General features: G+C 40.3%; 16 protein-coding genes and 2 tRNA genes. 6 read left to right on the forward strand and 12 right to left on the reverse strand.

Features of this window, described 5'->3' with window-relative positions:
* Window positions 1–2: 2 nt before the first annotated feature.
* Window positions 3–1,130 (reverse strand): aromatic ring-hydroxylating oxygenase subunit alpha, encoded by a 1,128-nt coding sequence (locus PR833_RS06670; protein WP_014656833.1) that lies wholly within the window; start codon window positions 1,128–1,130, stop codon window positions 3–5.
* Between the two features lie 291 nt (window positions 1,131–1,421).
* Between PR833_RS06670 and PR833_RS06675 the strand changes: the two genes are divergently transcribed.
* Together PR833_RS06675 and PR833_RS06680 are read left to right on the forward strand one after the other, a co-directional pair.
* Window positions 1,422–2,990: a BCCT family transporter gene (locus tag PR833_RS06675; RefSeq protein WP_004926609.1), complete on the forward strand. Its 1,569-nt coding sequence runs from the start codon at window positions 1,422–1,424 to the stop codon at window positions 2,988–2,990.
* 211 nt (window positions 2,991–3,201) lie between these two features.
* Complete coding sequence (locus PR833_RS06680) at window positions 3,202–4,254, forward strand: hypothetical protein (RefSeq protein ID WP_072502538.1); 1,053 nt, start codon at window positions 3,202–3,204, stop codon at window positions 4,252–4,254.
* Window positions 4,255–4,333: 79 nt separating this feature from the next.
* Here PR833_RS06680 and rimI read toward each other — a convergent pair whose 3' ends face one another.
* Both rimI and PR833_RS06690 read right to left on the reverse strand, forming a co-directional pair.
* Window positions 4,334–4,786, reverse strand: coding sequence for a ribosomal protein S18-alanine N-acetyltransferase (rimI, locus tag PR833_RS06685; RefSeq protein WP_141173564.1), 453 nt, complete (start codon window positions 4,784–4,786; stop codon window positions 4,334–4,336).
* Complete coding sequence (locus PR833_RS06690) at window positions 4,755–5,165, reverse strand: DNA polymerase III subunit psi (RefSeq protein WP_004926599.1); 411 nt, start codon at window positions 5,163–5,165, stop codon at window positions 4,755–4,757. The genes rimI and PR833_RS06690 overlap by 32 nt, the downstream gene beginning before the upstream one ends.
* A 208-nt stretch (window positions 5,166–5,373) precedes the next feature.
* Between PR833_RS06690 and rsmC the strand changes: the two genes are divergently transcribed.
* From rsmC to PR833_RS06705, 3 genes are all read left to right on the forward strand, one after another.
* Window positions 5,374–6,387 carry a 16S rRNA (guanine(1207)-N(2))-methyltransferase RsmC gene (gene rsmC, locus PR833_RS06695; protein ID WP_272525981.1) on the forward strand — a complete coding sequence of 338 codons (1,014 nt, stop codon included), beginning with the start codon at window positions 5,374–5,376 and terminating at the stop codon, window positions 6,385–6,387.
* 155 nt (window positions 6,388–6,542) lie between these two features.
* A tRNA-Leu gene (locus tag PR833_RS06700) sits at window positions 6,543–6,628 on the forward strand.
* A gap of 69 nt (window positions 6,629–6,697) precedes the next feature.
* A tRNA-Leu gene (locus PR833_RS06705) sits at window positions 6,698–6,783 on the forward strand.
* Between the two features lie 80 nt (window positions 6,784–6,863).
* On the opposite strand, the gene PR833_RS06710 is transcribed toward PR833_RS06705, so the two are convergent.
* The 7 genes from PR833_RS06710 to PR833_RS06740 all read right to left on the reverse strand — a co-directional run bounded on the left by PR833_RS06710 (window position 6,864) and on the right by PR833_RS06740 (window position 15,183).
* Window positions 6,864–7,124: a DUF1435 family protein gene (locus PR833_RS06710; protein ID WP_004926595.1), complete on the reverse strand. Its 261-nt coding sequence runs from the start codon at window positions 7,122–7,124 to the stop codon at window positions 6,864–6,866.
* A 112-nt stretch (window positions 7,125–7,236) separates the two neighbouring features.
* Entirely contained in the window at window positions 7,237–7,770 is a 534-nt protein-coding gene (locus PR833_RS06715; protein ID WP_036941931.1) for a GNAT family N-acetyltransferase, read from the reverse strand.
* Window positions 7,754–9,406 (reverse strand): Na/Pi cotransporter family protein, encoded by a 1,653-nt coding sequence (locus PR833_RS06720; RefSeq protein ID WP_004926590.1) that lies wholly within the window; start codon window positions 9,404–9,406, stop codon window positions 7,754–7,756. The genes PR833_RS06715 and PR833_RS06720 overlap by 17 nt, the downstream gene beginning before the upstream one ends.
* 419 nt (window positions 9,407–9,825) lie before the next feature.
* Complete coding sequence (phoA, locus tag PR833_RS06725; protein ID WP_014656836.1) at window positions 9,826–11,265, reverse strand: alkaline phosphatase; 1,440 nt, start codon at window positions 11,263–11,265, stop codon at window positions 9,826–9,828.
* A 201-nt stretch (window positions 11,266–11,466) separates the two neighbouring features.
* A complete protein-coding gene (locus PR833_RS06730; protein ID WP_272525982.1) occupies window positions 11,467–13,053 on the reverse strand; it encodes an alpha/beta hydrolase-fold protein in 1,587 nt (528 codons plus the stop codon).
* A 56-nt stretch (window positions 13,054–13,109) separates the two neighbouring features.
* Window positions 13,110–13,715 (reverse strand): DUF3156 family protein, encoded by a 606-nt coding sequence (locus tag PR833_RS06735; RefSeq protein WP_060560948.1) that lies wholly within the window; start codon window positions 13,713–13,715, stop codon window positions 13,110–13,112.
* Window positions 13,690–15,183: an APC family permease gene (locus tag PR833_RS06740; protein WP_004926576.1), complete on the reverse strand. Its 1,494-nt coding sequence runs from the start codon at window positions 15,181–15,183 to the stop codon at window positions 13,690–13,692. The genes PR833_RS06735 and PR833_RS06740 overlap by 26 nt, the downstream gene beginning before the upstream one ends.
* A gap of 398 nt (window positions 15,184–15,581) precedes the next feature.
* Between PR833_RS06740 and PR833_RS06745 the strand changes: the two genes are divergently transcribed.
* Entirely contained in the window at window positions 15,582–16,253 is a 672-nt protein-coding gene (locus tag PR833_RS06745) for a LuxR C-terminal-related transcriptional regulator (RefSeq protein ID WP_272525983.1), read from the forward strand.
* Window positions 16,254–16,492: 239 nt separating this feature from the next.
* Here PR833_RS06745 and PR833_RS06750 read toward each other — a convergent pair whose 3' ends face one another.
* Both PR833_RS06750 and PR833_RS06755 read right to left on the reverse strand, forming a co-directional pair.
* Window positions 16,493–17,263, reverse strand: coding sequence for an N-acetylmuramoyl-L-alanine amidase (locus tag PR833_RS06750; protein ID WP_014656841.1), 771 nt, complete (start codon window positions 17,261–17,263; stop codon window positions 16,493–16,495).
* A 140-nt stretch (window positions 17,264–17,403) separates the two neighbouring features.
* The gene (locus PR833_RS06755; protein ID WP_014656842.1) at window positions 17,404–18,201 is read right to left on the reverse strand and encodes a methylenetetrahydrofolate reductase; all 798 of its coding nucleotides are present in this window, start codon (window positions 18,199–18,201) and stop codon (window positions 17,404–17,406) included.
* Window positions 18,202–18,685 lie beyond the last annotated feature (484 nt).

Here is an 18,685-nt window from a genome sequence, read left to right on the forward strand (position 1 = left end):
CGTCACTCAGTGTGTGCCGTTGCAATCAGCTTATGGAAGTGTGCGACGCCATGCTCACTGATCCCACTACGTTGCCTATCAGCCATGATCCGCCCTTGCCCTCGATAGCCACGGGAACGTAACCCTTTTTGAACACTCTCAACGAGGCGTAGATCTTCTGGGCGAAATACCGTCCGATACCACTCCACTAAGTTCTTTTGGTACTCCGTCAATTCTTCGTTTAAGAAATAGATATCGTAATGCTGCAACGTTTCTCCCGCACTAACCGGAAACTCATAAATGACGGTCATAAAATCGCCACCTGGCGGCATATTAAACATGGTGCTAGGCCAAATCCAAAAGCCGAAGAAACGTGGATTGACTACTGATTCATCAAATTGATATGACGATTCTGAAGGTTTGGCTTGACCAATCTGTACCGTCCAGTTTTCATTCAACTGGTGCTCATACACATTCACATCGACCGAGCTAGCAAAACTGACATGGTTTGTTGGACAGTGATAACATTCGATATAGTTATCAACAATCGTCTTCCAGTTAGCTGGCGTATGGCTGACAAAGCGTGCCGCTAATTTCAGATCACGGATCACTGAGCAAGCTTCTTCCATTTTTGCCGCTAATCCAGGCAGTTGCTCCTCGATAGGTTGAGGCTCGCCTTCTGTCAAATTAATATAAATAAACCCTGCGTGCTCAATCACATGAAAACTGCTCAATGACATGGCATCGGCTTCAAAGTTATTTACGTTTTCGCAGTTTGTCGCATGTGCCAATTGACCATCCAATTTGAATGCCCAAGCATGATAAGGGCAAGTGATTACATTTTTCATTTTACCGCTTTCACCACTGATCAACTGATGGCCTCGATGCGGGCAGACATTATAAAAGCCCCGCAAAACATCATCTCGCCCCCTAACGATAACAAGGCTTTCGCCAATCAACTGGCGAGTGATATAGGCATTTTTCTCTTTCACCTCACTACTGTGAGCAACACAAACCCAAGAGTTAGCAAAGATATTTTCTTTTTCGAACTCAAATACGTCATCTGACGTGTAATAGCGTGCAGGAATGGTCCACGCATTATCAATATCAAGGTGATCATTAATCGAAATGACTTTTTTTGCATTGCTCATCATTATTGCCTCACTTATGTAAACTTATAGTTAACATGTTTTTTGGGAATGTTAATCTATATCTCAATAATGATCAAACAAAATATTAAACATTATTATAACAATAATAATTTATCTATTTAAAACATATAGATAACAACATACCGTGAAATACATTTGTTAATTGCAGGTTAATTAATTGTTGACCACGCAATATTTTCATGGATATTCTCTGTAAACCAAAAGTAGCATTCCCTGCAAACCAACTCTCATTAAAAGACATAAAAATAAGTGAGCAACTGGAGAAGAGGTATGATGAATAATAAGAAATCTGTATTTTACGTATCACTCGCCTTTAGTCTGGTATTAATCAGCTTAGGCGCCTTTATACCTGACAAACTCGAAGCATTTTCAAATTACTCTCTGGGTTTTATCTATAACAATTTAGGTTGGTTTATACTCGGAGCCGTTTTTATCTTTTTTAGTTTTTGTATGTATCTCGGTTTTTCAAAGTTTGGTCATATTCGGCTTGGAGAGGACAGTGATCGCCCCGAATATCGTACCGCAACATGGGTTGGAATGTTATTTAGTGCATCGATTGGGATTAGCCTCGTGTTTTGGGGAGTTGCCGAGCCTGTTTCTTACTATATCAGCCCTCCAGTTGGTACAGGCTATACCGAACAAGCAGCAAAAACCGCCATGCAATATGTCTATTTACATTGGGGGGTCTCAGCTTGGGCCTGCTATGCCTTAGTCGGTGTATCATTAGCCTTTTTCCAATTTAGAAAGAAATTACCTTCATCGCTGAGCTCTGTGTTTTACCCACTGATCGGTGAACGTATCAAAGGCTCGATAGGGAAATGGGTCGATGTATTAGTGGTATTGTCGATCGTTATTGGTATTGCGACCTCGCTAGGCTTTGGCACACTGCAAGTTAACAGTGGCATGAATTACTTATGGGGGATCCCTGTAAGTATCTGGATCCAAATTGCGATTATTGCAGTGGTCACCATCATTTATATCATGTCGACCATCTCTGGTTTACAAGGTGCGATTAAGCATTTATCTAACTTAAATATGCTATTAGCATTCGCCTTGATGGGTTTTATTCTCTTTGCTGGCCCGACACAAACGATCCTTAAAGTTCTTTTTCAAGGTATTGGTGACTATGTACAAAACTTTGTCAGTATGTCATTCCGTACTGAACCCTATAATGATGGTGCTTGGATTGCGAACTGGACTCTCTTTTACTTCGGCTGGTGGATTGCATGGGCGCCTTTAGTAGGGAGTTTCGTGGCGCGTATTTCCAAAGGGCGTACCATTAAAGAGTTTATGATTGGCGCTGTCTTTATTCCTGTGTTCGGCTCATTCGCTTGGTTTGCCGTGATGGGAGGCTCAGCCATCCATCTTATCCAAAACATGGGACAAAAAGCACTTGCAGAAGCGGTGAAATCAGATGTGACTTCTGCTTTCTTTAAATTCTTAGACTATTTCCCTGCAAGCACCTTCTTATGCGTATTGGCTATGGTTTTAGTGATGGTTTTCTTTATTACTTCAGCAAACTCAGCCGTATTCGTATTGGGAATGGTCAGTGAAAATGGTAACCCAAATCCAACCCATACGACGAAGACCATTTGGGGAGTGGTTATCGCGGCTATTGCTATCGTATTGATCATCACAGGTGGATTATCCGGTTTACAATCTGCTTTAGTTGCCACTGCTATCCCGCTTTCCATATTAATGCTATTGATGTGTTATTCGACATACAAAGGCCTTAATGAAGAGGTCCGCACAGAAAAAGCAGAAAAGAAGTACCGCAAAAAAAGCCAAGTTGTGATCAATCCCCCTATTCTACCTGCATCTGAAAAGCTATCTAAATAACCCTCTAAAAGCCTATTAGAATAAAACCACAGTTTGGATACTGTGGTTTTTCATGCCGTCAAATAAAAAGCATCCGATTATAAGATCAAACACTAATAGATTAAGAAATCGAAAAAAAATAATATTTTTTTATTATTCCTTAATTAATGAATTAGTTTTTATTCATTAAAAATCGTTATCTAACAAATTGAATTATAGGAATAATAAAATTATGCCAGACAATAAAACCATTAATCACATTTTCCTCAGCAGTGAGATCGCCACGCTTTTACAGGAAAAGTCCTATCAATTCGCTTTAAATGGTGGGCCTCAAATATCAGGAAGTCAAAAATTAGCAGAGCAGGTTGCAACTCAGTTATACAACTTATTCAATGATGAAGATAAGAAACTACTGGATGACTATAGGAATGAAAAAATTCCTTATTTAGTTTTTGAAGGGTTTGTGGATACGGACGTTAATGGTGAACCGATTAACCTTCCGAATAAAAGCGCCTTACCGACCCTCCAAGAATTAGAAAGTGATATCGAAATTTTAAAATTGGCCTCACAAGAGCAAATTATTTTAGCATTATTAAATGAAACCACATTTGCTTATGATACTGAAAACCTAGGAAATATTATTAGAATTGTAGCTAACTTTAATGGCGGTGGTGCTGAAAAACGCCAAAATGAAGCCCCTGATGCCAGTTCCCATTCGGGCAAAGCGGTCGTACCACACACTGAAGACCCTTATTACTCCGCAATTAACATTATCGATGGGCACTCCCCTTCACCGTCATCGCTGATACTCACTGCAAGGTGGAACCCTTTATCAGAAACAACAAAAGTAGCCCCCATTAAGCGCATCATTGACCAATTATCACCTGAAGAAATCGTTGCTTTAACCACAGCCAGCTTTGATTTCCGTAAAGCGAAAACAGCCAGTGAAGGAAAAAGTATCGGTGGAAAATGTATTTCTATCCTCGAACTTGATAAGCATGGAAAATTGAATATGAATTATAATTCAGAGCGTTTTTCACTCAATCCCGCGGCTTCAGAATTCGTCCAAAAAACGTATAATAAATTTAATTCTATTGCCGAAAATATGGAATTTGATGCCGTCGATTTGCAGCCATATAGGATGATAGTGATTAATAATAAATTAAGCTTACATAGTCGGGATATTGTAAAAGATAACCGCCGTACACTGGTTCGGCTTTTTGGTTACCGAAAAGATGCTGAATATAATATGGTTAGCCAAGACCCACTCATTGTAAAAGGCTAATATGGCTTAAGTATTCGTATTAAATAATCGGCAGGCAAATTTACCACGACCCATATTCGGCCGTGGTTTAATAATCACATTATGCGTCATTAAACAGGGTTAATGCCAAAATAAACGCATCTTCTCGCCCCTGCTTTGCAGGGTAATAATCTTTACGTACCGTCACTTGATGAAACCCTAATTTATCATACAGGTGCAGCGCCGGTGCATTCGATTCACGAACTTCAAGCCATAATGTCAAAATCCCTTTATCAACCAGATCCTTAATCAGTTGCTCCATTAACATACGCCCATACCCTTTTCCTTGATAATCGGGGTGCACGGCAATATTAAAGAGTGTTGCCTCATCAAGAACACACTGTGTTATAGCAAAACCAACGATCTGATTATTAAGAGTAATTTTGATGTTATGATACTTTTCCCCTTGGTTTCCATAAAAAACACGCTCAGTCCAAGGAAAATCATGACTTAACTTTTCGATTAAGAAAGCTGTCGCAAGATCAGACTGCTTTAGTGCTGAAATTTTCGTCATATTGATAAATCTGCTCCCAAAGTGCCCGTTTAGCGCTATTGCTGGCTGCCAGCTCATCTAATACAGGAGAAATAAAGGTTGTATTTAACCCTTCTGGATGAGATTGGCCGCCTAAGACCCAACAATTTATTGTTATTGGTGTTGGAAGCATTGCCAATTGCTCTGAATTAATACAAACCACATCCGTTGGATAAATTTTCATCGCCAGAAAAATATCTTTTAACAGACGGTTGTTTAAATCAAGGTTCTCATCAGTAATAATAATAAGCTTAGTCGAATCTGGAATTCTTACACCACGTTCACCACGTAATACAGCAGGGTTTCTCACTACCCATTGAGTGATACCCATTTGATTTAAAAGTCTGTCACGTCGTGCCATTCATTTCATTCCAGTCGCTATGTTAACAACGACATCTTATCAAAGCGGATCAATAGCGCCAACAGAGCAATGCTATTTCCCCATTTTCTGATAAAGTGTGCACAAAATAATTAGGCTTACATACATACCATAAACAATTTGCATTGTAGCTAGACGCTAAAACGCGATGGCTCGAAAGATTGAGGGTATTTTAGGAGATCAACAAAGTATGTCACTACTGACACCGGCTAGCGAAGTTATCCAACGCCACCTTGAGCATTTTACCGATCGCCATGTCATTTTAGCGGGTGACATCCAAGATGAATTAGCAGCAACCTTAGAAGCTGCGAGCGTACGTGTTCTCACTAATCAATACCATCGTTGGCAAAATTTGCACTCCTTAATGGGCGACAGTGTGAAATTTGCTGCGGTAGCAGATGCTGATTTTGTACGTCCTTGCAATACCTTGATCTATTTCTGGCCTAAAAATAAACAAGAAGCCTGCTTTCAACTGGATGATTTATGCACTCACCTGACCACAGGTAGCCAAATTTTTATTGTTGGCGAAAACCGTAGCGGTGTAAAAAGTGCCGAATCTATCATGGAAGGCATCGCGACATTGCAAAAAATTGACTCTGCAAGACGCTGTGGGCTGTATTATGGTGAGTTGGAACAACCTACGGATTTTGATATAACTCGTTGGTGGCGCCGCTATGAAGTAGAGAACGTACAGATCCAAGCCTTACCTGGCGTGTTTAGTCACAATGAATTAGATATTGGTAGTGAACTCCTACTTTCTACACTGAATGAGCCTATTACAGGTAATCTACTTGATATTGCTTGCGGTAATGGCGTTTTAGCTGCCGTCGTCGGAAGCCAAAACCCTAATGTAACATTGACACTGAGTGATGTGAGCGCGGCTGCTATTGCCTCCTCTATCGCCACATTACAAGCCAATCAGTTAACTGGCAAAGTACTTGCAAGCGATGCCTACTCAGATATCAATGACACCTTTGATTGGATTATCTCTAACCCCCCTTTCCATGATGGGTTAAATACCAGCTACAGTGCAGCTGAAAATATGATATTCCAAGCCCCGAAATACCTGAAAAAAGGTGGGCGACTCCGTATTGTGGCCAATGCTTTTTTACCTTATCCAGACATGCTTGATAAGGCATTTGGCAGCCATGAAGCATTAGCAAAAACAGGTAAATTTAAGGTTTATCAAGCAATTAAACGCTAATCCATAAACCTCCATGATTTCTATCGCGGCTAACCTAGAAATGGTTGGCCGTTTTTACATCAAATAATAAAAGCATAATAAAAAAATTATTGACGCGCGGCTAAATTAGCCTAAAATCCGCTGCGTACTATCGACACAAAATAGAGTCTGATATTGCGAGGGTGGCGGAATTGGTAGACGCGCTAGCTTCAGGTGTTAGTGTCCTTCGGACGTGGGGGTTCAAGTCCCCCCTTTCGCACCATACAGACTACAATTTTTAATCACCAAGTTAAAAATTAAATCGATAGCTTTCAATGAATTGACAGTACCTGCGAGGGTGGCGGAATTGGTAGACGCGCTAGCTTCAGGTGTTAGTGCCCTTCGGGCGTGGGGGTTCAAGTCCCCCCTTTCGCACCACTGTTAACTTCCTATCTCGATCAACGAACCCTTTCCCTATAACCCGAAGATTCGCTGTAGGCGTGTAAACTACGGTTATCTTATACGCTATGTTGTGAGACTAAAGCCATTAGACTGCATAACAGTGCTATCACGGCGGGGATAATCAATAAGCGCCGAGAGCCGCGGTTGAATAACATTGCGGCGGTGGTTAGCATAGTCACTATCGTGACAGCTTTAAGGCTATTTAGCCCCATATTGCTGAGTAGATAAATCACGCTCAACAAAATAACCGCGAAAACACCCCATAACCCTGCTGTAGAGCGACGTAGATAAGTGCTTTTTGTTACGCTAGTTGGCATAGCGACCTCAACAATCTAAATGATAATGATTATCAATCATATCTTGTTTTTGGCAAAATACAATATTTTTTATTGAGGAAACCATGCCTATTTAAGAAAAAATAAAAGCTATTTATTCATTAAATAAATAAACAAAATGAATATCTTCAGGCTCTAAGGCAAATAGCTCTGGGTCTGGCTTATCCAGCAGTTCACACCCCATATACTGATAAAAATGGACTGTATTTTCAGAAGGCGTTGCTGATACATATAAGCCAGCTGCCCCTTTCTCTTTGGCTAATTCACAGCACTGATTAAATAACATGCCCCCTAAGCCCTCACCCCGATAGCGGTGGCTAACATGTAAGAATGACAATTGAAGTAAATTACGCTCTTCACCACGCCATACATTATCTAAACTTGCAGCGGCGATTAGTGTGTCATGATCAAACACGCCAATAAATACCGCTCCGTTATCATAGCTTTCGAGTAAATGTGGCGTATATGCCTCAGGTTCACCTTCCGGCCAACCTTTCATATCAAAGCGTTGCGCGGATAACACTAATTTCCCATTTTGGTGAAGATATAAATTTTCGATTAATTCTGTTCTATCAATTGACCAAACCGAAGGAACTTCATCCCTTGTTAATTCACGTATTTTTCTCATTTTCTAAACTCAATTGTTCTTTACGGCTTTCTGCTACGCCTTCTAGCGCATGATAAGCAACGGCACAAAATAATGAATTCAACCGTTTCATATCGCCTAGCAGGCTAACATGTAAGTTACTAGTATCTAGACTTTGCATATTTTGTTTGTGTAACCTTTCAACGTGCGCATAAGCAAAGCGTTGGTTAATAAGACGAAAACGGTGTTTTGCACGCCGTAGACGTTTCGCATTATCAATATCGGCCGAAACAAAAACAGACATCCCTAGATTCAAATTCGTCTGTAATCGCTCAAGTAAAGAATGTAGCTCTTTATAACCTTCATTAGAGAAGGAACGGCGATTATCAATCGATTTTTTGACTAACTCAGAAGTCATTCGGTGGATGATAGTCGATGATTGCTGCAAATTAAAAGCAGTATCAATAATTTCAGCCCAACGCCTTGAATCTTCCTCACTGAGTTCGCTTTGATGTAACTGCGCTAAATAGAGTTTAATGCTGCTATGCAGCATATCGACCTCTTCATCCAAGCGGTTAATTTCCCTTTTCTGCTCTTTATTACCGTTAAGAACATCTGTAAAACGTTGAAGCATTAATTCAAGTAGATCCCCCATACGTAATGTTTCTCGTACGGCGTTAGCGATTGCCAGTGATGGCGTCTCTAATGCACTTTTATCCAAATAACGCGGGGCAACCTCTTGCTCCATCGAAGGAACAATAGGGATTAATTTATTACATAACCTCGCCATTGGCCCAACAAAAGGCAACATGACAAGACAACGAGCTAGGTTATAAAACACGTGAAAATAGATCACGATTTCGGCTTCATTAAAGCCGTAGCCCCCAATCCATTCTGCCAGTGGTTTCACCCAAGGTAATACGACAACACAGCCGATTAGTTTAAATAGCAAACTCCCCAGAACGACTTGTCGTGAAATTTCATTTTGCCCGCGGCTACTCATCATGGCGAGTAAGCCACTACCAATGTTAGAGCCAATAACGATACTCAAGCTAATATAAAGAGGCACCAAGCCTGTTGCGCTTAATGTGGCAGTCAATAACACCGCTGCTAAGCTTGAATAACTCACCATGGCAAACAGAGCACCCACCAGCAGTGCCAAAACAACATCCCCACTTAACGAGGTAAAAATTGCCTTCACCGCATCAGCATGGGTAATCGGCTCTGCCGATGCCACAATTAACTGTAACGCTAATAAAATAAGCCCAAGCCCGATACCGACACGACCAATTTGTCCTGTTCGATTTTTCTTTTGGCTTAAAAAGGTTGAAACACCCACAAGGATCAGCAGCGGTGATAACCAAGAGAGATCAAACGTTAACACCCTCGCCATCAACGCTGTCCCGACATCGGCACCAAGCATGATAACCATGGCAGGCGTTAATGAAATCAGCCCCTGAGAAACAAAAGAGATAACCAGTAATGCCGTTGCATTACTACTTTGCACGAGCGCAGTTACCCCTACGCCGGAAAGAAATGCGCTTGTTCTCTTATTAACACTCTTTCCTAAAATACGGCGTAGATCTGCACCAAAAACCCGCATAATACCAGTACGGACAATATGTGTGCCCCAAACTAGCAATGCGACAGATGATAAAAGATGTAAAAGTGCCAGCATTGAAACCCTATGACGTTATATTTGTTATATTTAAGACAATGGTGATAAAACTGTACGAGTGATTTCAAACGGAAGGAGACCGCCTTTTTCACTCTTGCTTGATGGATGAATTAATTAGATAACTTAAAACGTTGCCGAATTAAGTGAAATCATACAATCATACATTATTTTTATTATTATTCAAAAAGTTAACAATAAACCTTAATGCAGATGGTATGAATAAGCGATTAAACTCTCCCCACTATGCCACAATACACATCAAGCAGGCTCAATCGTCTAATCATTTTTTATACCTGAATCGCTGAGTTAACGCAAAAAAGTTAATGTAAGAGAGCGTAAATAGCGGGAGGTTAAAAAGAGGGAGCAATAAAAAATCCTCCGCAATCTCCTATCGCAGAGGATTCCACTTACAGGTTGGTTTATTGTTTCAATCCCATGGCATCGCGCATGGTAAAGAACAAATCGGTTTGGTCAGTTAACCCCATGACGTTAGCGGCATGTGGGCCATACGCTGCAACGCGTAACTGTGCGCCGGTGTGCTCTTGTGAATCTTCTTCTTCAGAGTTACCGTAGTTAACCACCATGACGGAACCATCTTTTGTGATCAATGCTTGTGTTAACCCAGTAGACTTGGTTCCTTCAGGGATAATTTGGCTGGAGTGCGCGTGGTCAGCAGTGACAATCACCAATGTATCACCGTGTTTTTTCGCAAACTCTAAGCCAACTTGTACGGCCTCATCCAAAGCTACCGTCTCACCAATTTGGCCACATGGATTAGCCATATGGTCTTGTTTATCAATCGAAGCACTTTCAACTTGCAAGAAGAAACCATTCGGGTTGACTTGCAACAGATCGATTGCTTTTTGTGTCATTTGAGCCAATGTCGGTGCATTTGGATCTAGCTTAGCGTTCGGTTTGCACTCAAGCGGTGGATTATTGATATTGCCATAATGCGTTGCTTTAGGGCCTTCCCAAGCAACCGCCATATTGCCATCATGGAATAGGCCTAAAACAGGTTTATCTTGGTTTGCAACAGTAACCGCATCTAAGGATTTCGCATCACGCACGATATTGAAACCACGCTCCTTTGCTTGCTCCTCTAGCGTTTTACCTTTGTACTCACCGGCTTTCGCCACTTGTTTAAAGCTTTTCGCACCACCACCTAATGTAACATCAGCACGGGTAACCAGCAGTTGCTCAGTGATTGAACCACGACCGCCATTCTCTAAGGCATTGCTCGCACATTTTGCGGAGGTTTCTTCTGGCCCATAACATTTACGCGCTGTGACATGGGAAAATTGCGCGGCTGGGGTCGCATCTTGAATTTCAGAGGTCGTCACGTTACCTGTCGCTTTACCATGGCGCTTAGCGATTTCAAGTAAGGTTTCATGGTCTTTATCAAACACATCAACACCTAAAGCACCGTTATAGGTTTTCACGCCAGAAGACCAAGCTGTCGCTGAAGCGGCTGAATCTGTTACGTAATCAGGTTTTTTCGTCTTTTTATCTAATGCGTAGTGAGTATATTGACCAGTAATAGGTAATGCGTCGATACCTTTAAAGAAACCGCCTGCCCCTTCTGCATAATTACGTGCCACCGTAATTTCAGAGTCGCCCATACCATCACCAATAAACAGAATGACGTTTTTCGCCTGCCCATTATGGAGCGCCGCTTTCATAATATCGGTTTGCTCTTGTGCTAGGCGACGAGCACCGCCAAATTTAGTGATATCACCTTGTGCTGCGCGATTTTGTGAAACCGCATCTGTCGGCGTTGCCGCATATACAGGGATAGCACTACCAAAAATCATTGTACTTACAGCAACAGCTAAAATCGATTTCATGCAATGACCTGTCATAACCATTTCCTTGCCAATAATAAAAAGAAATTAAATATGTAATTGCTTCAAATAATGACAGGCATGCTAATTGAGTCAGATGACAGTTGCATGACGCTTTTATGTCGAAAAAAAGATCATTGTCATTAAGAATAAAAAAAGCAGCCTAACGACACGGTGGCTGCTTCCATTATTGTTTTTCTTTGGGTCAATTAAATGACACTATTGTTTCGGTGGTTCCGCCATTAAGTAACGAGTTCCTGTATAGAGCGTTTCACACCAAGAGACATAATCATGTCCACTTGGTAGCTCAGTCGCTTCCACCTGATAACCTTTATGCTTCAATACATCCAATAATCGATAATGATTTTGAATGATACCGCCCCAACTACCACGTTGCTCAAATAGCCCCGCTTCAAGGTAAAAACGCAATGGTTTTTTCGACATCTGCTCTATTTCGCGGATCAGCCACTCAGGCTCTTTTCCTTTAGGTGCCCACCAATAAGAGCCTGACATACTGAGTACATTGCCGAATAATTCAGGATGTGAGAGGGCGTTCCAAGTCGCGCCTAATCCTCCATAACTCGATCCGGCAATAATGGTTGACCGTGCAGGTGCTTGGATGCCTTTTGTTGCTAATACAGGCATCAGCTCTTTTGACAGCATCTTCGGAAAATCAGGATTTGGTGGTAACTCGACGTTACGGCGCTCGGAGCTAATGCTATCAAGGAACACCACATACATTGGTGGTATTGCGCCCTCCGACATCCACTTATCAAAAAAGTCAGCCATTTTGTAAGTATGCAAGTAGGTTTGCCCATCTAATAATACCAACACCGATGGCTTACTCATTGCGACCGCAGGGCGATACAGATAAATCTGCCTATCATTATTTAACAGGTTACTGTGAAAATTAAATGATTCTAAGCGGCCTTTACGTTGGTGCCCCTCAATCTTGGCAAAGTCGCATTGACGTTTTTCTGGCGCTAATGACAATAATGAAAAGCGATTATAGCGATCCGTCGCAAATGACGGGATCCCATGCGCATTGAATGGATCGGCTTGTGCCGTCGCCAAAATCGCTTTGCGTTGCGCGAACCCACCTTCTGTCACTTTCGGCACATCAGGGGCGATTTTATATTGTGACAAAGTGTCTTTCGGAACGATAAAAGTGCGATACCAGATATCCGTATTCGGGATATGGGCCATAGTTTCATGATTCCCTGAAGGCGCACCTAAAATATAAGCATTGGCGGTTGCACCACGCCATAAAAAAGTGACCTTCTTTTGTCCTTTTTTATACTCTTCAACTAAGGGGGTTCCCTGTGCTTTTACCTCTCGCCAAAAAGCGTCTGTCGTTTTCTCTTGTTTATGTGCATCAAGTAAAGCTTGTAATTTAGGGCTATCAATTTTATGTTCCGCTTCAATCGCTAATGGTTGATAGTCAGTTAAATTAAATTTGAGATGCCAAGGCTGCTCCGGTGCACCTTGTAAATTGAGGTAATATTGCCCCTGCTTGGGCACAATATAAGAGACAGAATGCGGCTCTGTTTGTGGTAAATGTTGTACTAACACGCGAATGGGTTGCTTATCATTCCCTGAAAGCACGGCTTCTGAAATACCATCCCCCTCTTGGCGAATGTACTGTTTATTTGAGATTTCAACCAGCAAACAGCTATGACCTTCGCTATTATGAATCCCCTCAATAGAAGGAGATAATTCATCCAAGCGAATACAATCTGGAACGGCTGCCATAGCTGCCGATGAAAGTAAGATACAGCCTAATAACGGTAACGATTTCACATCCATTTCCATTGAGAAAGAGTTTCAATAGCAAACATTACTATCAAATTAACATTTCAAACTCAATGATTACCATAATGTTTTTCCATAAATTGCTGGAATAATTGCAATGCACTTAATAGGCGGTGCCTTTGTTCTGGTGTTAAACGTAAATAACGGCGGATTGCTGGCATTCGACACACCATCTCGGAAGCGGTAAAAGGCTCTATTTCACAATGCCAAACCCCATCTTTGATCACTAAGTGAAAATAATTAAAGTCTAACTCTTCAAGTGTTTGAGCAATAATGGGGTACTCTTTCAATAAATTAACGACGGCTTGCCCTTCTTCATCCTTCGAGATGAAATGAACATGTTTTTGCTTTAAGCTCCCGCGGGTTTTCACCGTAATTTTTGCATTGATAGCTGAACCACAGCGCCCTGTCACAGAAAAACGGCTAAATACAATAAACGCCATAAATAAGGTTTTAACACGTTCAGTCACTCGAATAGTCAATGACGCCTGCGGGTGTATTAGGAGCTCCCCTGGAGCTCCCCATTCACATTGATACGGTAAAATATCACGCTCTACCCTATTCAAGGTTAACCCTTGTTGATAACCTGCTGGCAACCGTTTTTTATTTAAACGCTGCCAAATGTTGCCCTTAGGCGAGGTTGCGTAGTGGCTCAATTTTCACCCCCTTCAACTCTTCCTCAGTAAAGGTGCTTGATAGCACTTGCTCAACTGGAACAGGTTTAAATGGATTTACTTTCTGCACAAAGACAGTCCAAATTAAAGCGTAACTTGCTGTCAGACTTAACATAATAATAAAAGGAATGTAGACATCAGACTTATTCATTCCCGGCGGCGTAATATAAATAATCGCCAAGATAATGCCGACGCTAGAAATAATTTGTGGAAGTGGGAAAAACGGTGAACGATAAGCGCGATGTAAATCAGGACGACGAATACGTAATAGAATAACCGAGATAGTCACCAACAAATACGCCGTTCCCCAAGAACATACTGCCGCTAAAACTAATGGAATGATCCGGTCTAAATCACCTTGGATCGCGAAAGTATGTAGACAAGGGATCATCACCGCCACAAAAATACCAAATACTGGTGTTTTAAAACGTGGATGCAGGTAAGCAAAGATGCGAGGTAATGCGCCATCAAGAGCCATACCATAAAGGATCCGTGGCACCGCCGCCATCAATGTGTTAATCGTTGCACCACCCGCTAATAACAGCGCAATACCAATCCAATATTTACCAATATCCCCAAACACTTGCCCCGCGAAAGCAGGGATCGCCATTGGTGTTTCTAACAAGCTAACATTGTTCGCGGGATCAACAATGATGTTTTCAACTTGGTGTGTCATTGAAGCACCAAATAAGAACATACAAAAAGCCACACCACACAGCCCCGTTGCCATGGCGCGAGGAATAACTTTTGCTGAATTTTTAATTTCAGGGGCCATCGGTGTGACCAATTCACAACCGACAAACATAAACATCGCCATCCCCACAAAGCTTAACACGAGTGTTGGGTCTGAAATATTTAATCCAAGACCAAACCAGCCTTCAGCTGATGCATGGAATGGCATTAATAATCCGGCAATACCAAATATGACTAAAGTACTCCACATCGCAAACGTGAGCACCACTTCCACTTTACTGAAAGCTTCGATACCAAAGGCATTGAGTAGGCCGAATGTGATCACTAAGCCAACCCCAACCATCCAAGAAGTGTTACTGGTTTCCATCACGGTATTGAGACTTTCAAAGTTTACCAATGCCATGATACCCGACAGAATTGTCTCCGCCGTTCCTGCAAACACATGCACAATCAAATAGGCTGATAATGCCCCCGTAATTGCCCAAAAACGCCCCATACCACATGAAATATAATCATAGACAGAACCTGATGTTGGCAAAATCGCCGCTGCTTCAGAGAATGTCGTCAACTGAGCTTGCATCATGATAAAACTCAGCAGTACGGCTAACGCAAAAGTATCACCGCCGATCCCGAAACCGCTTGTCACCGTCAAGATGACAGGGCTTGCCATAATTACACCCACAGAGCTAGCTAGGGTCGTTGGAAACCCTACTTTCCCCTTTTCAATATGTGAGGTTAATTTTGAGGATATATTCATTTTGCTTCCCTCTCTTTCTCAGAACACAGTCATGATTGTGAATTTTTTGTAAAAATAGAGTGACTGCATTGCCACTATAGAAATAAGCATAATCTTGCCGCTATCGTCCTAAAGGACGATACCCATAGGGGGAGGGAATAAAGGGGATAGCCGCGAAAAGTACCGGATAAATTGCAAAAAAAACAAATAACACATTAAAAATCAACAAATAACAGACAACTAGATTATTAATATGTTAATAAAGTAGTAACGAAAGATACAGATTGGCGAATTGAGTGAGTTGGCTTATCACCGATGAAGTTTAAATATTGTAATCAAGCTCACGTTATTAACATGTTTATTTTATGTTAACAAAAATTAGTTGCATGATAATGATTGGACCCACTACGGAAGGTAATATGATGAAGACACCCCCTTTGTGCTACCACCAGCGAACATTAATCAACTGTTGCTTGAACACAATTGCTCATATTATTCCTGTTTCGGCATCCGTTTATTACTTGGTGGATGATTTTTGGCAGCCTGATAACCATGTGCTCTATGGTATTAGCTCACGTATGCATCAAGATTATTTAAAGCATTTTTATCAGTTAGATCCGTTACACCCCGATAAATTCCGAGGTGATGATTTACGATTAGTCAGAATGGCACCTGACATGAAACAACAAAGCCAAGAGTTTTATAACGACTTTATGAGGCCAAATAATATTACAGATATGGCAGAGATTTTTATCCGTCGTAAAAACAAGATCATCGCAGGGATCTCCGTATTGCGGGATGCTCCCTTTCAACAACAAGAAGTTATGCGGCTTAATTCAATTTTACCTATTGCTGAATTAATGACTTTTGACATTTTGCCTGATTCTCTGGTTTCTTATACCCCAAAGGAGCAAGAGATCATTCACTTAGTCCGAGAAGGCGCAAGCAATAAACGTATCGCTTTGCAACTTGGGGTATCACTGTCTACGGTGAAAACCCATTTACGCAATATTTTTACTAAGGCGAATGTCAGCAACCGCACAGAACTGGTTTCATCCGGTTTTATTATTCGCCAAGAAAAGATGCTGTGAGTGCTTAGACACAGCCCTTAATAAATTCATGGAAAAACCAATATATTTGATTCATTAACCATATAATTATTTGTTTATTTAATAATACAACTGGGAGTAAATGCATTGGCAACGCCCCTATTACATTGCTCTCCAAATAGGATTGAACACCAATGCATTTCATTCTTAAATAAATACGTTCACTATCACACTCAATGAAGTATTAGGCAAAGTCCTGTTATTCAACTAACGTAATTACATTAAGGGAAGTACTTTTCAACTAAGGCATAAATGATCGCAACCGTCTCAACATCCGCAATACCATCATAGTTTTCTGGTCTAAAGTGAAGCTGAAAAGCTCGAATTAACATTTTATAGCCATTATCTGTATTCGCTTTTGAAACGTCATACCCATAGCGTTTTAACTTCTCTAAAATTTCTGCTTTTTCTGGTAATCCCCCGTTATATTTCTGCATATAACAAGATTTAGTCGCCTCATCATACCAAGCCCCAATTCCTGCATCATAAAGTTGTTTCCAAGGAAACGCTGCACCGGGATCACTTTTACGCCCATCAGGTGCAATATCCGCATGTCCGACAATATTGGTAGGAATAATATCAGGGTAACGTTCGATAATATTTAATGCTAATTGTTTGATTGCTTCAATTTGCACTTCATTATATGGCGGAAAAAGAAAATTCCCGTTGTTATCTTGAGCTTCATTAACAATTTCAATACCTATCGAAGTATCGTTCAAGTTAGTTCTACCAGCCCATGCACTCACGCCTGCATGCCAAGCTCTTTCATTTTCATCAACTAAATTAAAGACTCTCATCTCCTTAAACCCAGCATCTGTATACATTTTATCTGTTGGGTCGGGAACTAAATAATGAGCACTTACAGCGGCATTTCCTGATAATGCATTAACTGAACCTTGAAAATTCAAAGCAGTGTAATGCATGACTAAAAACCTTACTCTACGATTAAAACCTTTTATTGAACGGTACGCATTGTAATCGACTTTTAACATTATCATACCCTCATTGATACTGAATTAGCCTAACAAGGATAAAATTAAAACTGATTATCATCCCCTATTGTTGTCGGGATAAAACCAATATTAATTTCGCTGGAAAAAATAGTTCAATCTATCAGCGATATTCAGATGATTCATCTCAATTTATCAAATAGCTTTTTGACCATCTGTGCATTATTTAATGTAAAAAAATGCAATCGCTTGTTTTCTTTTATATACTCTCCGATGAGAAATTGAGTAAGCTGAATACCAAATGCCCTATGGTTATTAATATTACTCGGCCTTATGTGTTTCTTTATCCATAATGGATAATCGATCGCATTATTTTTAAAAAACGACTCAATAAAACTAAAGTTAAGCATAGGCATCATTGATATTGTGATAGGAATATCATTCCCCAATTGCTTTTTCATATAAGAAAATGCATTTTTATTCAAACATAATTGACTAATAAGCTCTGTAACGCCTAATTGCAATTTTTTTCTTAGCCAATCAATTTCTATTTCAGGTATGATACTCTCTTTGTGATAATCAGGATAAATACTGGATTTTATCATCACTTCAGGGTATCTCCTCCGAATAAAATCAATAAGTTCTATGCCATAATTAAATGGGAGTTCCTCATCAAAACGGTGTCTATCCCCCCTAATAACAAACAATTCTGTTATATCATTCTTCAAATACTCTTCAATAATAAAACATAACTCACATTCATCTTTATTATTAATCGCAATATGAGGAACCACATTTACATGAGTAAGGTTCTTTAATTCACAACACGTATTATAGGTATCTCGCCATTCAGTTTTACCTATCTCAGTATTCACTGTATAGAATAAGGGCGTTAGCTCTTCAGTATTTTTTAGCAAATGTTCTAATGTATTATCTATTTTAGACATAGCACTGATTTCAAAGCTCAAGGCTGTTTCCATATACATACCCTCGCTCTAACATTTCGCCACTAAAGCTTCACTCATTCATTAATCATAAGTAACAGCATCCCAAAAAACAAAACAATCGAACATTTAAAATAGAGGACATCTTATACCTTTAATCATTTTATTAAACGTTTATAGATGACTTGAAACACGGTTCCTCAACTCACTATTCTATAGAGAAAACACTGAATTATTTTAATTTTATATTCAATAACTTTATCCTTTTATTTAAATTATAGTTCATCATAGGAGAACAACTAAAATACTTCAACAAACAAAATACGCATAAAACGAGTGGTATTTTTCTATCAACTCAGTCATGGCGCATATTCACGAACTCATCGAACAGACAGAATCAATCAATATTTAATTGATTACGAGGTTGATATAGGAAATCAAACGATTAATTTCATTATTATTGATGCTTATTATTTTGAGAATTAAAAATGGTGATAGTGAACTCAGAAGATGAAGAGAA

This window comes from Providencia sp. PROV189 (assembly GCF_028480065.1).
Classification (GTDB): domain Bacteria; phylum Pseudomonadota; class Gammaproteobacteria; order Enterobacterales; family Enterobacteriaceae; genus Providencia; species Providencia stuartii.